Here is a 14142-nt window from a genome sequence, read left to right on the forward strand (position 1 = left end):
CCATGCCTTACGTCTTGCCTGCCTTGCCCTATGCCTACGACTCTCTGGAACCGCACATCGATGCGGCCACCATGGAAATCCACCACAGCAAGCACCACCAGGCCTACGTGAACAACCTGAACGCGGCGCTGGAGGGCAACTCGCTCGGGCATCTGCCGGTGGAGCAGGTGCTGCTTCGCCTCGATGAGCTGCCCGAGGCCTTGCGCGTGGCGGTGATCAACAACGGGGGCGGGCATGCGAACCACAGCCTGTTCTGGACCGTGATGTCGCCGTCAGGTGGCGGTGAGCCCGGTGGAACCCTGCGCACGGCCATCGAAGCGGAGCTGGGCGGTTTCGCCGCCTTCAAGGAGGCTTTTACGCAGGCAGCGCTGAGGCGCTTCGGCAGTGGCTGGGCATGGTTGTCGGTAACGCCCGAACGAGGTCTGGTGGTGGAGAGTACCGGTAACCAGGACAGTCCGCTTATGCATGGCAACACGCCGGTGCTGGGGCTGGACGTGTGGGAACACGCCTATTACCTGCGCTACCAGAACCGCCGACCGGAGTACATCGGGGCCTTTTACAACGTGGTGGATTGGGTCGAGGTTGAGCGGCGCTATCGAGAGGCGCTTGCCTGATGGCTGCGCCCTTGCGTGTACCGTTCCTGGCCCGTCGACGGCGGCTGGTGGGGTCGGGCCTGCCCAGCGGCTTGTCGCTTCGGCAGGTGTTGGGTATCGCCCTGGTGTTGATCGGGGCGCTGCTGCTGGGGTGGCGGGCGCTGTTGGCTACCGAGCGGGTGCTGGAGCCGCACCTTTGGCATGCGCTGATGGCTGGGAGCCTCTGTGCCTTGGGCACGGCCGTTGGCGCCCTGCCGGTACTGTGCCTGGGCAGTCTGTCGGCTCGAGCGTCCAATGCCCTGCTTGGTTTCGGGGCCGGTGTGATGCTGGCAGCGACGGTGTTTTCGCTGCTGATGCCAGGACTGGAGGCGGCGGGGCAACTGGGGTTTTCCCGGTGGTCGGCTGGGTTTCTGGTCAGCATTGGCTTGCTGTTGGGGGCCAGCGCGCTGTTCGGCCTGGGGCGCTTGCTGCCGGATCACGCGTTACCCGTCGATGCTGGGGCTGGCGTTCGCCTGGCCCCCCGGGTGGTGCTATTCGTGATTGCCATCGTGGTGCACAACATTCCGGAAGGCATGGCGGTGGGGGTGGCGGCCGGAGCGGGTTTGGCCGGTGCTGACAGCCTGGCACTGGGCATTGCCCTGCAGGATCTGCCGGAGGGGCTGATCATTTCCCTGGTACTGGCGGGTGCTGGGATGTCCCGAGGGAAGGCGCTGTTGATTGGCGCTGCATCCGGGTTAGTGGAGCCACTGTTTTCGCTCTTGTGTGCGTGGCTGGTGCAGGTCTCGACCTTGCTGCTGCCGTGGGGCCTGGCCCTGGCTGCGGGTGCAATGCTTTTCGCAGTAACCCACGAGATCATTCCTGAGTGCCATAGGCGAGGACATCCGGTGGCCGGTAGCCTGGGCCTGGCGTTCGGCTTCTGCCTGATGATGGTGCTGGATACGGCGCTGGTGTAGCGAGGGGGTGGCTATTCGCCTTCGTCGAACTTGTTGTTGATCAACTCGATCAGGGCGTTGAGGGCTTCGTCCCCCTGGTCCCCTTCGGTGTGCAGGTGAATGGGGGTGCCTTTGCCCGCGGCCAGCATCATCACGGCCATGATGCTCTTGCCGTCCACCAAGCTTTCCGGGGAGCGTCCGACGCGGACCTGGCACGGGAAGCGGCCTGCAACGCCAACGAACTTCGCCGCAGCGCGTGCGTGCAGGCCGAGCTTGTTGCAGATGGTGATTTCACAGGCTGGCATCGCGTGGGGTCCTTATCAGGTGAGGTCGCGGTGGCGAACCTGAACGTTCTTGAGAAGCGGCTTGAGGGTGCGTCCAATGCGCTCGGCGAGGTACACGGAGCGGTGGTGACCGCCGGTGCAGCCGATGGCGATGGTGACGTAGGCACGGTTGCTGGCGGCGAACCGGGGCAGCCATTTGTTCAGGTAGCCGACGATGTCCTGATACATCTCCTCGACATCGGGCTGGGCGGCCAGGTAGTCGGCGACCACGCTGTCGAGCCCGGAAAAGTCCCGTAGGTCGGGCTTCCAGTAGGGATTGGGCAGGCAGCGCACGTCGAAAACCAAATCGGCGTCCACCGGCATGCCGCGCTTGAAACCGAAGGACTCCACCAGGAAGGCGGTGCCGGGCTCGGGCTTGTTGAGCAGGCGCAGCTTGATGGTGTCACGCAGTTGATAGAGGTTCAGGTGCGTGGTGTCGATCTTGAGGTCGGCGAGGTCGGCAATCGGCGCGAGCAATTTGCTCTCGTCGTGGATGGCCTCGGCCAGGGATCGGTTCTCGGTGGTCAGCGGGTGGCGCCGGCGGGTCTCGGAGAAGCGCTTGAGCAGCGTCTCCTCGTCCGCATCTAGGTACAGCAGGTCGCAGAGGATGTGCTTGGCGCGGGCCTCGGCGAGCAGCTCCGGGAAACGCTGGAGCTGGCTCGGCAGATTGCGGGCGTCGATGGAAACCGCGACCTGCGGGTGAAGCAGTTCGGTGTGCAGCAGTGCACGCTCGGCGAGTTCGGGAAGGAGTCCGGCGGGGAGGTTGTCGATGCAGTAGAAGCCGTTGTCCTCAAGAACGTCGAGGGCTGTGCTCTTGCCGGACCCGGAACGACCACTGACGATGACCAGGCGCATCCCGGTGCCTACTGTGCGTTCTGCACGTCGACGACCACCTGGTACAGATCCTCGCTGTCCCGCGCGTGACGCAGGCGATCCCGAACGTCGCTGCGGTCGAGCATGCTGGCGATCTGGCGCAGCAGCTCAAGGTGTTCATCGGTCGCCGCTTCGGGGACCAGCAGTACGAACAGCAGGTCCACAGGGGCGCCATCGATGGCGTCGAAATCTACAGGCGCATCCAGGCGCAGCACCGCACTCACCGGTGCTGCGCAGCCCTGAAGGCGACAGTGGGGAATGGCGATGCCGTTGCCGAAGCCGGTCGAGCCGAGCTTTTCTCGGGCCACGAGGCTTTCGAAGATGTCTTGCGAGTCGAGATCCACCAGGTCGCGTGCGACGAGGTTGGCGATCTGTTCCAGCACGCGTTTCTTGCTGCCACCCGGCACGTTCACGAGTGAACGGCCGGGGGTCAGTATTTGCTCAAGTCGGATCATAGGGGAGGGGGTAGGTCAGCGGACGGCCGCGCCCTGCTGGCGGTTGAGCTGCTTTTCCTTGTGCTTGATCAGTTGGCGGTCGAGTTTGTCGGTCAGCAGGTCGATGGCGGCGTACATGTCTTCATGCTCGGCGTTGGCGACGACCTCACCACCTGCGATGTGCAGGGTGGCCTCGATCTTCTGCTTCAGCTTTTCGACCTGCATGATCACTTGCACGTTGGTTATCTTGTCGAAGTGGCGCTCCAGGCGTTCGAACTTTTCGATCACGTAGTCGCGCAGGGCGTCGGTCACATCCAGTTGATGTCCACTGATGTTGACTTGCATACCGCTTTCTCCTTATTGCCCGTGTGTAAGAGACAGGCTAACGGGCCTGCCACCGGAACACTTTGGCGTGGATCAATCCGCTCACATCAGTCGCTTGCGTTCGCTGGAAGGCGCGATGCCAAGAGATTCCCTGTACTTGGCGACTGTGCGGCGGGCCACTTGGATACCCTGTGCTTCCAGTAAACCAGCGATCTTGCTGTCGCTCAACGGCTTTTTGGCATTTTCGGCGGCCACCAGTTTCTTGATGATCGCGCGGATCGCGGTGGACGAGCATTCGCCACCTTCGGAGGTGCTGACGTGGCTGGAGAAGAAGTATTTCAGCTCGTAAATGCCACGAGGGGTATGCATGAATTTCTGTGTGGTGACGCGGGAAATCGTGGACTCGTGCATCCCGACTGCTTCGGCGATGTCGTGCAGGACCAGAGGCTTCATGGCCTCATCACCGTACTCGAGGAAGCCACGCTGATGTTCGACGATCTGGGTGGCCACCTTCATGAGGGTTTCGTTGCGGCTCTGCAGGCTCTTGATAAACCAACGTGCCTCTTGCAACTGGTTGCGCATGAATGTGTTGTCCGCGCTGGAGTCGGCACGACGGACGAATCCCGCGTAGTGCGGATTGACGCGCAGACGAGGCACGGCCTCCTGGTTCAATTCGACTAGCCAACGGTCGTTGTGCTTGCGAACGATGACGTCGGGCACGACGTATTCGGGTTCGCTGGCCTCGATCTGCGAGCCTGGGCGTGGATTGAGGGCCTGAATCAGCTCGATGACCTGGCGAAGCTCGTCTTCCTTCAGCTTCATGCGGCGCATCAGCTGGCTGTAGTCGCGGCTACCGAGCAGGTCCAGGTAATCGCCGACGAGGCGCTGTGCTTCGCCCAGCCAGGGCGTCGCGGTCGGCAGTTGGCGAAGCTGCAGCAGCAGGCATTCGCGCAGGTCACGCGCGCCGATACCGGACGGCTCGAACTGCTGGATTCGATTGAGAACGACCTTGACCTCATCCACCTCGATGCCCAGTTCAGGGTCGAAGGACTCGGTGATCTCCTCGAGCGTTTCCTCAAGGTAGCCGTCGTTGTTGATGCAGTCGATGATGGTGACGCCGATCAGCCGGTCTGTGTCAGACATAGGGGCGAGGTTCAATTGCCACAGCAGATGGCTCTGCAGGCTTTCCCCGGCGGAGGTGCGTGAGGTGAAGTCCCACTCGTCATCATCTGAGCTGGGCAGGCTGCTGGCGCTGGTCTGGTAAATGTCTTCCCAGGCGGTATCGACGGGAAGTTCGCTGGGGATACGCTCGTGCCATTCGCCCTCGTCGATGCCCTCGTTGTCGTTGCTGGGCACGGTGGTTTCCTGGAAGCTGGCTTCCTGACCACCGGAGTTGGGCTGCTGCTCGCTTTCCGCCATGGGGTCGGAGTTGTCGAAGTCTTCCCCTTCCTCCTGGCGTTCGAGCATGGGGTTGGACTCCAGCGCTTCCTGGATCTCCTGCTGGAGGTCCAGGGTGGAGAGTTGGAGTAGGCGGATGGCCTGTTGCAGCTGCGGGGTCATCGTCAGCTGCTGGCCCATCTTCAGGACAAGCGATGGTTTCATGGCAGAGGGCTTTGCACCTTATTCGCCGGCGCGTGTGCGCCATCCACTACAGGACGCCGAGGCGCCACCAGGAAGCAAATTATATGCCTGACCTTGAATGATTTTTCCAGCAGGCGCAACGCCCTTCTGGGCTGCTGCGCGCCTCAGAGACGGAATTCGTGCCCCAGGTAGACTTCCTTGACCAGCTGGTTGGCCAGGATTTCCTCAGCGGTGCCTTCTGCGATCAGTTGGCCGTCGTTGACGATGTAGGCCGTCTCACAGATGTCCAAGGTTTCGCGAACGTTGTGGTCGGTGATGAGTACGCCGATGCCCTTGTTCTTGAGGTGATGAATGATCTGCTTGATATCGCCCACGGAGATGGGGTCGACGCCAGCGAAGGGCTCGTCCAGCAGGATGAACTTCGGCGCGGTGGCCAGTGCGCGGGCGATCTCGACGCGACGACGCTCGCCACCGGAGAGGCTCATGCCGAGGCTGTCGCGAATGTGGCTGATGTGGAACTCCTGCAGCAGGCTTTCCAGCTCGCGGTTTCGCCCTGCGCGGTCCAGGTCTTTGCGGGTTTCCAGGATCGCCATGATGTTGTCCGCCACGCTCAGCTTGCGGAAGATTGAGGCTTCCTGCGGCAGATAGCCGATTCCGGCGCGCGCCCGGCCGTGCATGGGTTGGTGGGTGACATCCTGCTGGTCGATCAGGACACGGCCCTGATCAGCCTTGACCAGGCCTACGATCATGTAGAAGCAGGTGGTCTTGCCGGCACCGTTGGGGCCGAGCAGACCGACGATCTGGCCGCTTTCGATGGACAGGCTGACGTCACGGACCACCTGGCGGCTCTTGTAGCTCTTGGCCAGGTGCTGGGCTTTGAGGATCGCCATTACTGTGCTTGTCCCGCTTGCTTCTTGGGCTGGATGACCATGTCGATGCGCGGGCGTGGCGTGCCGACGTTGGTGCCGGTGGCACGACCTGCGTTGACGATCTGGCGGCGGGTGTCGTAGACGATCTTCTCGCCTTCGAAGGTATTGCCTTCCTGGATCACCTTCGCCTGGTCGATCAGCACGATGCGCTCGTTGGCGGCGAAGTACTGGATGGTGCGCCCGTAAGCCTTGACGATCTGCTTGTCCGGGGCCGGCTTCTGCTCGTAGTAGGCCGGCTTGCCTACTGAGGTGAACACATCCAACTCGCCCTGGGCGTTCTGGGTGATGGTCACGGTATCACCGGTGATCTTCAGGGTGCCCTGGGTGATGACCACGTCACCGCGGTAGACCGCAACGCCCTGCTTGTCGTCGAGCTCGGCGCTGTCCGCCTGGACGCGGATAGGCTGGTCGCGATCGCTGGGCAGCGCCCAGGCACTGGCACTTCCGAGTGCGGCGCCCAGGCTGAGCAGTAGGGGGAGGGTTTTAACGAACCTCATGCTGGCCTCTTACGTTGGACAGCAGGAGCATCCTGCCGTCATTCAAGTACGCTTTCATTCCTTGTGCCGTGGTGACCCCGTTGGCGGCGTCGATTTTAACGGCTTGCTCGGTCTGCGCATATTCCTGATCCGGGAACACGGTCAGCCGGCTGGTGGTCAGGACGGTCGGTCGCCCCTTGGGGTCGGTGCGGGCCACGCGGACCTGTTCGATCAATTCCACCTGCTTGCCTTCCGGGCCCACCTCTCCACGTTCGCTCTGAACATGCCAAGGGTAGTCGGTGCCTCGGTAAAGCTGCAGGTCCGGTCTGGTCAGCATCGTCACATCGTTTGCCTTGATGTGTTCGAGTTTGTCCGCCCTCATTTCATAGTGGCGCTTGCCATCTTCCTGAAACTGCACGCTGGTTGCGTTGATGACGTAGAAGTCGATGGTGTTCTCGTCCCCGGCTGGCTGGGCCTGGCGGTCCATGAAGCTCTCGGGGCGGATGTTCCAGTAGCCCAGCGCGATCAGCAGGGCGGCGAGCGGCGCAAGGATCAGGGCGAGGCGAACGTTCTTGTGCATGGGGGACCTACAGGTAGGCGGATTGTGCGGCATCCAGGGTGTCCTGGGCGCGCATGATCAGTTCGCAGAATTCCCGTGCGGCACCTTCACCGCCCTTGGCAGCGGTAACGCCATGGGCATGCTGGCGCACGAAGGCGTCGGCGCTGGCAACGGCCATGCCCAGGCCTACGCGGCGGATCACGGGCAGATCCGGCAGATCGTCACCCAGATAGGCAACCTGGTTGTAGTCCAGGCCCAGTTCGCCCAGCAACTCGTCGAGGACGACCAGCTTGTCCTCGCGGCCCTGGTAGAGATGCTGGATGCCGAGGTTGCGCGCGCGGCGCTCCACCACCGGGGTGCTGCGTCCGGAGATGATGGCTGTGCGTACGCCGGAGTTGATCAGCATCTTGATGCCGTGGCCGTCCAGGGTATTGAAGGTCTTGAACTCGCTGCCATCTGCCAGGAAGTAGAGCTTGCCATCGGTGAGCACGCCATCCACGTCGAAGACCGCGAGGCGGATCGCTTGGGCGCGCTGGTGCAGGTGTTCGCTCATCAGATCACTCCGGCGCGGGTCAGGTCGTGGATATGCAGGGCGCCGATGGGGGTGTCGTTGTCGTCCACCACCACCAGCACGTTGATCTTGTGGTCTTCCATGATCTTCAAGGCCTCGGCCGCCAGCATTTCACCGCGTGCGGTCTTGCCGTGCACGGTCATCACCTCGTCGATGCTCGCCTGGTGCACATCGACGCCCTTGTCGAGGGTCCGGCGCAGGTCGCCGTCGGTGAAGATGCCGGCGAGACGGCCGTCATTCTCCAGTACGATGGTCATGCCGAGCCCCTTGCGGGTCATTTCCAGCAGGGCGTCGCGCAACGAAGTACCGCGGGCGACCCGGGGTAGCGCTTCGCCACTGTGCATGACGTTTTCCACTTTTAGCAGCAGGCGGCGGCCCAGCGCGCCACCCGGGTGCGAGAAGGCGAAGTCTTCGGCGGAGAAGCCGCGTGCCTCCATCAAGGCAATGGCCAGGGCATCGCCAAGCACCAGTGCTGTTGTGGTGGAGGAGGTAGGAGCCAGGTTGAGCGAGCAGGCTTCCTTGTCTACCCTCGCATCCAGGCGTGCCTCGGCTGCTTTCGCGAGGGCGGACTCCGGGTTGCCGGTCATGCTGATGAGCGGAATACCCAGACGCTTGATCAGCGGCAGCAGTGTGATGATTTCCGCCGTCGAGCCGGAGTTGGAGAGGGCCAGTACCACGTCGTCGCGAGTGATCATGCCCATGTCGCCGTGGCTGGCTTCTGCCGGGTGGACGAAGAAGGAAGGCGTACCGGTGCTGGCCAGGGTCGCAGCGATCTTGCGGCCGACATGGCCGGATTTGCCCATGCCGACAACAACGACGCGCCCCTTGCAGGCAAGGGCGAGTTCGCAGGCTTTGATGAAATCACTGTCGATTCGCTGGAGAAGGGCGTCGATGGCGTCGCGTTCCAGTCGAATGGTGCGTTGCGCGGATTGGATCAGGTCGCTGGACTGGCTCATGTCTTGAGTGCAGTGGCCGAGGAAAAGGCGCGGATTATACCGGTAAAGCACGAATCGCTCACGCTTCATCGTCGTCAATGATGCGTCGAACCTGTCACGCTCCTGAACGAAGCTGTCTGCGGCCTTGGGCGGCCCAGGGCGCAATGCTATGATCCGCCGCCTGTTCGGCCACCTCGCCGGGCCGTGTCTCGTTCTCGGGAGACGACGTCCATTCAGGGATGGCCGCATCGCAAGGAGTACAGATGAGCGCCGATAACGCTTATGCCGTGGAGCTGAAGGGCCTGACCTTCAAGCGCGGCGAGCGCAGCATTTTTCGCGACGTTGACATACGCATACCCCGTGGCAAGGTCACCGGGATCATGGGGCCGTCCGGCTGCGGCAAGACCACCCTCCTTCGCCTGATCGCTGCTCAACTGAAGCCGGCGTCGGGAGAAGTCTGGGTCAATGGTCAGAACCTGCCCTCGCTTTCCCGTTCCGAGCTCTTCGACATGCGCAAGCAGTTCGGTGTGCTGTTCCAGAGTGGCGCATTGTTCACCGATCTGGATGTGTTTGAGAACGTCGCCTTCCCGTTGCGTGTTCATACCCAGCTTCCTGAGGAGATGATCCGCGACATCGTGCTGATGAAACTTCAGGCCGTCGGGCTGCGTGGTGCCATCGACCTGATGCCTGACGAACTCTCCGGCGGGATGAAGCGGCGTGTGGCGCTGGCCCGGGCCATAGCCCTGGACCCGCAGATCCTCATGTACGACGAGCCCTTCGTCGGCCAGGACCCGATTGCCATGGGCGTCTTGGTGCGCCTGATCCGCCTGTTGAACGACGCACTGGGCATCACCAGCATCGTCGTTTCTCACGACCTGGCTGAGACCGCGAGCATCGCCGACTACATCTATGTGGTGGGCGATGCGCAGGTGCTGGGCCAGGGCACTCCGGCTGAGTTGATTGACTCGGACAATCCCCGGATTCGCCAATTCATGAAGGGCATCCCCGACGGGCCGGTGCCGTTCCACTTCCCGGCGCCCGATTACCGTAACGACTTGCTGGGAGAGCATTGATGCGCAAGAAGTCCCCGCTCGAGCGCATCCGCCTGCTCGGGCGCGCCGGCCTTGACGTGGTAGAGGCGCTCGGCCGTTCCACCCTGTTCCTGCTGCGGGCCATGTTCGGCCGCACCGGGACTGGCTCCGGTTTCCAGTTATTGGTCAAGCAGCTCTATTTCGTCGGCGTGCTGTCGCTGCCGATCATTGTCGTCTCTGGCATCTTCATCGGCATGGTGCTGGCGTTGCAGGGTTACAACATCCTCGTCGGCTACGGCTCCGAGCAGGCTGTCGGACAGATGGTCGCCCTGACCCTGTTGCGCGAGCTCGGCCCGGTTGTCACGGCGCTGCTGTTCGCTGGGCGTGCGGGCTCCGCGCTGACCGCAGAGATCGGCAACATGAAATCCACCGAGCAGCTCTCCAGCCTTGAAATGATCGGTGTCGACCCGCTCAAGTACATCATTGCGCCCCGCCTGTGGGCCGGCTTCATCTCGATGCCGGTGCTCGCGCTGATCTTCAATGTGGTCGGCATCTGGGGGGGCGCAATGGTGGCCATCAACTGGCTCGGTGTCTACGACGGTTCGTTCTGGTCGAACATGCAGAACAGCGTTGAATTCACCGAAGATGTTCTCAATGGCGTGCTGAAAAGCCTGGCCTTCGCTTTCGTCGCCACCTGGATCGCCGTGTTCCAGGGTTACGACTGCGAGCCCACCTCCGAGGGGATCAGCCGCGCAACGACTAAAACCGTGGTCTATGCCTCGTTGGCCGTGCTGGGGCTCGACTTCATCCTGACCGCCCTGATGTTTGGAGATTTCTGATGCAAATCCGCACCCTGGAAATTGGTGTCGGCCTGTTCCTCCTGGCCGGGTTGCTTGCCCTGCTGCTGCTGGCCCTGCGTGTTAGCGGGCTGTCCGTAGGCAGTGCTGGCGAGACATACAAGGTTTATGCACATTTCGACAACATCGCCGGTCTGACTGTCAGAGCGAAGGTGACCATGGCCGGTGTAACCATCGGCCGGGTCACGGCCATCGACCTGGACCGTGACAGCTACACAGGTCGCGTCACCATGGAGCTGGAGAAGAAGGTCGACAACCTGCCGACCGACTCCACTGCCTCCATCCTGACCGCCGGCCTGCTGGGCGAGAAGTACATCGGGATCAGCGTTGGCGGCGACGATCGGCTGTTGAAGGATGGCAGCACCATCCGCGATACCCAGTCCGCGCTGGTGCTGGAAGACCTGATCGGCAAGTTCCTGCTCAATACGGTCAATAAGGACACCAAGTGAGGACCTTCGAAATGATCAAAGCCCTGCGAAACGGCCTGTTGCTGCTGATGGCCGCATTGCCCCTGCTGGCCAATGCGGCGCCGAGCGCCCGCGATGTGGTGCAGCAGACCACCGACAAACTGCTCAACGACCTCAAGGCCAACAAGGCCCAGTACCGCAGCAACCCAAGTGCTTTCTACGATGCGCTGAACGGCATCCTCGGTCCGGTTGTAGATGCCGACGGCATTTCCCGCAGCATCATGACCGTCAAATACTCGCGCCAGGCCACCCCGGAGCAGATGACCCGCTTCGAGGAGAACTTCAAGCGCAGCCTGATCCAGTTCTACGGCAATGCACTGCTGGAGTACGACAACCAGGATATCCGCGTCCTGCCCGCCAAGCAGGAAGACCCCGAGCGCACCAGCGTCGGCATGGAAGTGAAGGACAGCAAGGGCACCGTCTACCCCGTCTCCTACACCATGGTGAACATCGAGGGTCAATGGATGTTGCGTAACGTGATCATCAACGGCATCAACATCGGCAAGCTGTTCCGTGATCAGTTCGCCGACGCCATGCAGAAGAACGGCAACGACCTCAACAAGACCATCGATGGCTGGGCCGAGATCGTGGCGAAGGCCAAGCAGTCCGAGGAAGGCCAGAAGGCTGCCGGTCATGAGTGAGGCGTCTCTGGTAGCTGGGAACGGCGGGGAGCTCAAGCTCCTTGGCGTCCTTGACTACAGCAGCGGCCCCGCCTTGCGTGAAACCGGTGCCAGGCTGATCCGCGAGCAGGCCGCCGCCGCCCTGGTGATCGACTGCTCCGGCGTGGTGAAATCCAGCAGTGTCGGGCTTTCCCTGCTGCTGGCCTTCATGCGCGATGCGCGCAAGGCTGGCAAGGCGCTCAAAATCCGCGCCTTACCCGAGGACATGCGGCAGATTGCCGGCGTCTCCGCGCTCGACGAGTTGTTACCCTTCGAGCATTGATGCATCCAAAGCCCTCCGTCAGGCCCCGCATGCGCGGGGTTCGCAGGCGGGGGGCTTTTTTGTATCATTGCCGACCCGCGCGCACAGGGCGCCGATAGAGGTTGAGCATGCAGGCCGTAGAAGTGAAAAGCCTCCTGGAGGCGAAGTTGCCCGGTACCCAGGTCGAAGTGGAAGGTGAAGGTTGCAACTTCCAGTTGAACCTGATCAGCGACGAACTGGCCGCTCTCAGCCCGGTCAAGCGCCAGCAGCAGGTCTATTCGCACCTGAATCCCTGGATCGCCGACGGCAGCATCCACGCCGTCACCATGAAATTCTTCAGCCGCGCCGGCTGGGCCGAGCGTTCCTGACCCCCCGGCGACGAGACTCCCAATGGACAAACTGATTATCACCGGCGGCCAACGCCTCGATGGCGAAATCCGCGTTTCCGGCGCCAAGAACTCGGCTCTGCCGATCCTGGCTGCCACGCTGCTGGCCGATACCCCGGTCACCGTCTGCAACCTGCCGCACTTGCACGACATCACCACCATGATCGAGCTGTTCGGTCGCATGGGCGTGCAGCCGGTCATCGACGAGAAGCTCAGCGTTGAAGTGGACGCCAGCTCCATCAAGACTCTGGTCGCGCCCTATGAACTGGTGAAGACCATGCGCGCCTCGATCCTGGTGCTCGGCCCCATGGTCGCGCGCTTTGGCCAGGCCGAAGTAGCACTGCCCGGTGGCTGCGCCATCGGCTCCCGCCCGGTCGACCTGCATATTCGCGGTCTTGAGGCGATGGGGGCGCTGATCGACGTCGACGGCGGCTACATCAAGGCCCGTGCCCCTGCCGGTGGTCTGCGTGGTGCGCACTTCTTCTTCGATACCGTCAGCGTGACCGGTACCGAGAACATCATGATGGCCGCCACCCTGGCCAATGGCCGTACCGTGCTGGAAAACGCCGCCCGCGAACCGGAAGTGGTCGACCTGGCCAACTGCCTGATCGCCATGGGGGCTCAGATCCAGGGCGCCGGCACCGACACCATCATCATCGATGGCGTGAAGCGCCTTGGTGGTGCACGTTACAGCGTGATGCCCGACCGTATCGAGACCGGCACCTACCTGGTCGCCGCTGCCTCCACAGGCGGTCGCGTCAAGCTGAAGGATACCGATCCGACCATCCTCGAAGCCGTTCTGCTCAAGCTGGAAGAAGCGGGTGCTCACATCAGCACCGGCAACAACTGGATCGAGCTGGACATGAAGGGCAACCGCCCGAAAGCCGTCAACGTGCGTACCGCGCCGTATCCTGCATTCCCTACCGACATGCAGGCCCAGTTCATCTCCATGAACGCCGTGGCCGAAGGCACCGGTGCGGTCATCGAAACCGTGTTCGAGAACCGTTTCATGCACGTCTATGAGATGAACCGCATGGGCGCTCAGATCCTGGTCGAGGGTAACACCGCCATTGTCACTGGCGTGCCGAAGCTCAAGGGCGCCCCAGTGATGGCCACCGACCTGCGTGCATCCGCCAGCCTGGTGATTGCCGGTCTGGTAGCCGAGGGCGACACGCTGATCGACCGCATCTACCACATCGACCGTGGCTACGAATGCATCGAGGAAAAATTCCAGCTGCTCGGCGCCAAGATCCGCCGCGTGCCGGGCTAACAAGGGAACCCCATGCTCACCATCGCGCTGTCCAAGGGCCGTATTCTCGATGACACCCTGCCGCTGTTGGCAGAGGCCGGCATCGTGCCCACCGAGAATCCGGACAAGAGCCGCAAGCTCATCATCCCGACCACTCAGGATGACGTCCGCCTGCTGATTGTCCGTGCTACCGATGTGCCGACCTACGTCGAACACGGCGCAGCCGACCTTGGTGTGGCGGGCAAGGACGTGCTGATGGAGTACGGCGGGCAGGGGCTCTACGAGCCTCTCGACCTGATGATCGCCAACTGCAAGCTGATGACCGCCGGTGCGGTCGGCGCGCCGGAGCCAAAGGGGCGCCTGCGCGTAGCCACCAAGTTCGTCAACGTCGCCAAGCGTTACTACGCCGAACAGGGTCGCCAGGTCGACGTGATAAAGCTCTACGGCTCCATGGAGCTGGCTCCGCTGGTCGGTCTGGCCGACAAGATCATCGACGTGGTGGACACCGGCAACACCCTGCGCGCCAACGGCCTGGAGCCCCAGGAACTCATCGCCACCGTGAGCTCCCGCCTGGTGGTCAACAAGGCCTCGATGAAGATGCAGCACGCACGCATCCAGGCCCTGATCGACACGCTGCGCGAAGCGGTCGAGAAGCGACACCGTCACTGATACCCGTTGCCCTCCAGGCCTGTTTCCCGCTC

At 62.5% G+C, this 14142-nt stretch carries 20 protein-coding genes; 10 read left to right on the forward strand and 10 right to left on the reverse strand.

From position 1 onward, the window contains the following. Positions 1 to 2: 2 nt before the first annotated feature. Positions 3 to 614: a superoxide dismutase gene (locus tag A9G05_RS05870; protein WP_069560075.1), complete on the forward strand. Its 612-nt coding sequence runs from the start codon at positions 3 to 5 to the stop codon at positions 612 to 614. After that, complete coding sequence (locus A9G05_RS05875; RefSeq protein WP_139131085.1) at positions 614 to 1546, forward strand: ZIP family metal transporter; 933 nt, start codon at positions 614 to 616, stop codon at positions 1544 to 1546. Before A9G05_RS05870 ends, A9G05_RS05875 begins: the two co-directional genes overlap by 1 nt. 11 nt (positions 1547 to 1557) lie before the next feature. Here the strand turns inward: A9G05_RS05875 and A9G05_RS05880 are convergent, their stop codons facing one another. From A9G05_RS05880 to A9G05_RS05925, 10 genes are all read right to left on the reverse strand, one after another. After that, on the reverse strand, positions 1558 to 1830 hold the full coding sequence (locus A9G05_RS05880; protein WP_069560076.1) for an HPr family phosphocarrier protein: 273 nt from the start codon (positions 1828 to 1830) through the stop codon (positions 1558 to 1560). 15 nt (positions 1831 to 1845) lie between these two features. After that, positions 1846 to 2703 (reverse strand): RNase adapter RapZ, encoded by an 858-nt coding sequence (gene rapZ, locus A9G05_RS05885; RefSeq protein WP_069560077.1) that lies wholly within the window; start codon positions 2701 to 2703, stop codon positions 1846 to 1848. Between the two features lie 8 nt (positions 2704 to 2711). Next, positions 2712 to 3176 carry a PTS IIA-like nitrogen regulatory protein PtsN gene (gene ptsN, locus A9G05_RS05890; RefSeq protein ID WP_069560078.1) on the reverse strand — a complete coding sequence of 155 codons (465 nt, stop codon included), beginning with the start codon at positions 3174 to 3176 and terminating at the stop codon, positions 2712 to 2714. Positions 3177 to 3191: 15 nt separating this feature from the next. Then, a complete protein-coding gene (gene hpf, locus A9G05_RS05895) occupies positions 3192 to 3500 on the reverse strand; it encodes a ribosome hibernation-promoting factor, HPF/YfiA family (RefSeq protein ID WP_069560079.1) in 309 nt (102 codons plus the stop codon). A gap of 81 nt (positions 3501 to 3581) precedes the next feature. Next, complete coding sequence (locus tag A9G05_RS05900) at positions 3582 to 5081, reverse strand: RNA polymerase factor sigma-54 (protein ID WP_069560080.1); 1500 nt, start codon at positions 5079 to 5081, stop codon at positions 3582 to 3584. 143 nt (positions 5082 to 5224) lie between these two features. Next, positions 5225 to 5950: an LPS export ABC transporter ATP-binding protein gene (gene lptB, locus A9G05_RS05905; protein ID WP_069560081.1), complete on the reverse strand. Its 726-nt coding sequence runs from the start codon at positions 5948 to 5950 to the stop codon at positions 5225 to 5227. Next, positions 5950 to 6486: a lipopolysaccharide transport periplasmic protein LptA gene (gene lptA, locus A9G05_RS05910; RefSeq protein ID WP_069560082.1), complete on the reverse strand. Its 537-nt coding sequence runs from the start codon at positions 6484 to 6486 to the stop codon at positions 5950 to 5952. The genes lptB and lptA overlap by 1 nt, the downstream gene beginning before the upstream one ends. Next, the gene (gene lptC / locus A9G05_RS05915) at positions 6473 to 7045 is read right to left on the reverse strand and encodes an LPS export ABC transporter periplasmic protein LptC (protein WP_069560083.1); all 573 of its coding nucleotides are present in this window, start codon (positions 7043 to 7045) and stop codon (positions 6473 to 6475) included. Before lptC ends, lptA begins: the two co-directional genes overlap by 14 nt. Before the next feature lie 7 nt (positions 7046 to 7052). After that, on the reverse strand, positions 7053 to 7577 hold the full coding sequence (locus tag A9G05_RS05920; RefSeq protein ID WP_069560084.1) for an HAD family hydrolase: 525 nt from the start codon (positions 7575 to 7577) through the stop codon (positions 7053 to 7055). Further along, positions 7577 to 8551 (reverse strand): KpsF/GutQ family sugar-phosphate isomerase, encoded by a 975-nt coding sequence (locus tag A9G05_RS05925; protein ID WP_069560085.1) that lies wholly within the window; start codon positions 8549 to 8551, stop codon positions 7577 to 7579. Before A9G05_RS05925 ends, A9G05_RS05920 begins: the two co-directional genes overlap by 1 nt. Positions 8552 to 8793: 242 nt before the next feature. Here A9G05_RS05925 and A9G05_RS05930 point away from each other — a divergent pair, with 242 nt between their 5' ends. The 8 genes from A9G05_RS05930 (at position 8794) to hisG (ending at position 14110) form a co-directional block, all read left to right on the forward strand. Next, entirely contained in the window at positions 8794 to 9603 is an 810-nt protein-coding gene (locus A9G05_RS05930) for an ABC transporter ATP-binding protein (protein ID WP_069560086.1), read from the forward strand. Further along, entirely contained in the window at positions 9603 to 10400 is a 798-nt protein-coding gene (gene mlaE / locus A9G05_RS05935; RefSeq protein ID WP_069560087.1) for a lipid asymmetry maintenance ABC transporter permease subunit MlaE, read from the forward strand. Before A9G05_RS05930 ends, mlaE begins: the two co-directional genes overlap by 1 nt. Then, entirely contained in the window at positions 10400 to 10867 is a 468-nt protein-coding gene (gene mlaD / locus A9G05_RS05940; RefSeq protein WP_069560088.1) for an outer membrane lipid asymmetry maintenance protein MlaD, read from the forward strand. Before mlaE ends, mlaD begins: the two co-directional genes overlap by 1 nt. A gap of 11 nt (positions 10868 to 10878) precedes the next feature. Beyond that, positions 10879 to 11526: a phospholipid-binding protein MlaC gene (locus A9G05_RS05945; protein WP_069560089.1), complete on the forward strand. Its 648-nt coding sequence runs from the start codon at positions 10879 to 10881 to the stop codon at positions 11524 to 11526. Continuing rightward, positions 11519 to 11827: a lipid asymmetry maintenance protein MlaB gene (locus A9G05_RS05950; protein WP_069560090.1), complete on the forward strand. Its 309-nt coding sequence runs from the start codon at positions 11519 to 11521 to the stop codon at positions 11825 to 11827. The genes A9G05_RS05945 and A9G05_RS05950 overlap by 8 nt, the downstream gene beginning before the upstream one ends. A gap of 107 nt (positions 11828 to 11934) precedes the next feature. Continuing rightward, on the forward strand, positions 11935 to 12174 hold the full coding sequence (locus tag A9G05_RS05955) for a BolA family protein (protein ID WP_044409669.1): 240 nt from the start codon (positions 11935 to 11937) through the stop codon (positions 12172 to 12174). A gap of 22 nt (positions 12175 to 12196) precedes the next feature. Further along, the gene (murA, locus tag A9G05_RS05960; protein WP_069560091.1) at positions 12197 to 13462 is read left to right on the forward strand and encodes a UDP-N-acetylglucosamine 1-carboxyvinyltransferase; all 1266 of its coding nucleotides are present in this window, start codon (positions 12197 to 12199) and stop codon (positions 13460 to 13462) included. A gap of 12 nt (positions 13463 to 13474) precedes the next feature. Beyond that, positions 13475 to 14110, forward strand: a complete 636-nt coding sequence (hisG, locus tag A9G05_RS05965) for an ATP phosphoribosyltransferase (protein WP_069560092.1) — start codon at positions 13475 to 13477, stop codon at positions 14108 to 14110. Positions 14111 to 14142 lie beyond the last annotated feature (32 nt).

The sequence above is a fragment of the Pseudomonas sp. ENNP23 genome (assembly GCF_001728945.1).
In the GTDB taxonomy this organism is placed as follows: Bacteria; Pseudomonadota; Gammaproteobacteria; order Pseudomonadales; family Pseudomonadaceae; genus Metapseudomonas; species Metapseudomonas otitidis.

Coding starts and splice junctions, on each gene's coding strand:
- A9G05_RS05870 (WP_069560075.1), top strand. CDS start 3: ATGCCTTACGTCTTGCCTGCCTTGCCCTATGCCTACGACTCTCTGGAA.
- A9G05_RS05875 (WP_139131085.1), top strand. CDS start 614: ATGGCTGCGCCCTTGCGTGTACCGTTCCTGGCCCGTCGACGGCGGCTG.
- A9G05_RS05880 (WP_069560076.1), bottom strand. CDS start 1,830: ATGCCAGCCTGTGAAATCACCATCTGCAACAAGCTCGGCCTGCACGCA.
- rapZ (WP_069560077.1), bottom strand. CDS start 2,703: ATGCGCCTGGTCATCGTCAGTGGTCGTTCCGGGTCCGGCAAGAGCACA.
- ptsN (WP_069560078.1), bottom strand. CDS start 3,176: ATGATCCGACTTGAGCAAATACTGACCCCCGGCCGTTCACTCGTGAAC.
- hpf (WP_069560079.1), bottom strand. CDS start 3,500: ATGCAAGTCAACATCAGTGGACATCAACTGGATGTGACCGACGCCCTG.
- A9G05_RS05900 (WP_069560080.1), bottom strand. CDS start 5,081: ATGAAACCATCGCTTGTCCTGAAGATGGGCCAGCAGCTGACGATGACC.
- lptB (WP_069560081.1), bottom strand. CDS start 5,950: ATGGCGATCCTCAAAGCCCAGCACCTGGCCAAGAGCTACAAGAGCCGC.
- lptA (WP_069560082.1), bottom strand. CDS start 6,486: ATGAGGTTCGTTAAAACCCTCCCCCTACTGCTCAGCCTGGGCGCCGCA.
- lptC (WP_069560083.1), bottom strand. CDS start 7,045: ATGCACAAGAACGTTCGCCTCGCCCTGATCCTTGCGCCGCTCGCCGCC.
- A9G05_RS05920 (WP_069560084.1), bottom strand. CDS start 7,577: ATGAGCGAACACCTGCACCAGCGCGCCCAAGCGATCCGCCTCGCGGTC.
- A9G05_RS05925 (WP_069560085.1), bottom strand. CDS start 8,551: ATGAGCCAGTCCAGCGACCTGATCCAATCCGCGCAACGCACCATTCGA.
- A9G05_RS05930 (WP_069560086.1), top strand. CDS start 8,794: ATGAGCGCCGATAACGCTTATGCCGTGGAGCTGAAGGGCCTGACCTTC.
- mlaE (WP_069560087.1), top strand. CDS start 9,603: ATGCGCAAGAAGTCCCCGCTCGAGCGCATCCGCCTGCTCGGGCGCGCC.
- mlaD (WP_069560088.1), top strand. CDS start 10,400: ATGCAAATCCGCACCCTGGAAATTGGTGTCGGCCTGTTCCTCCTGGCC.
- A9G05_RS05945 (WP_069560089.1), top strand. CDS start 10,879: ATGATCAAAGCCCTGCGAAACGGCCTGTTGCTGCTGATGGCCGCATTG.
- A9G05_RS05950 (WP_069560090.1), top strand. CDS start 11,519: ATGAGTGAGGCGTCTCTGGTAGCTGGGAACGGCGGGGAGCTCAAGCTC.
- A9G05_RS05955 (WP_044409669.1), top strand. CDS start 11,935: ATGCAGGCCGTAGAAGTGAAAAGCCTCCTGGAGGCGAAGTTGCCCGGT.
- murA (WP_069560091.1), top strand. CDS start 12,197: ATGGACAAACTGATTATCACCGGCGGCCAACGCCTCGATGGCGAAATC.
- hisG (WP_069560092.1), top strand. CDS start 13,475: ATGCTCACCATCGCGCTGTCCAAGGGCCGTATTCTCGATGACACCCTG.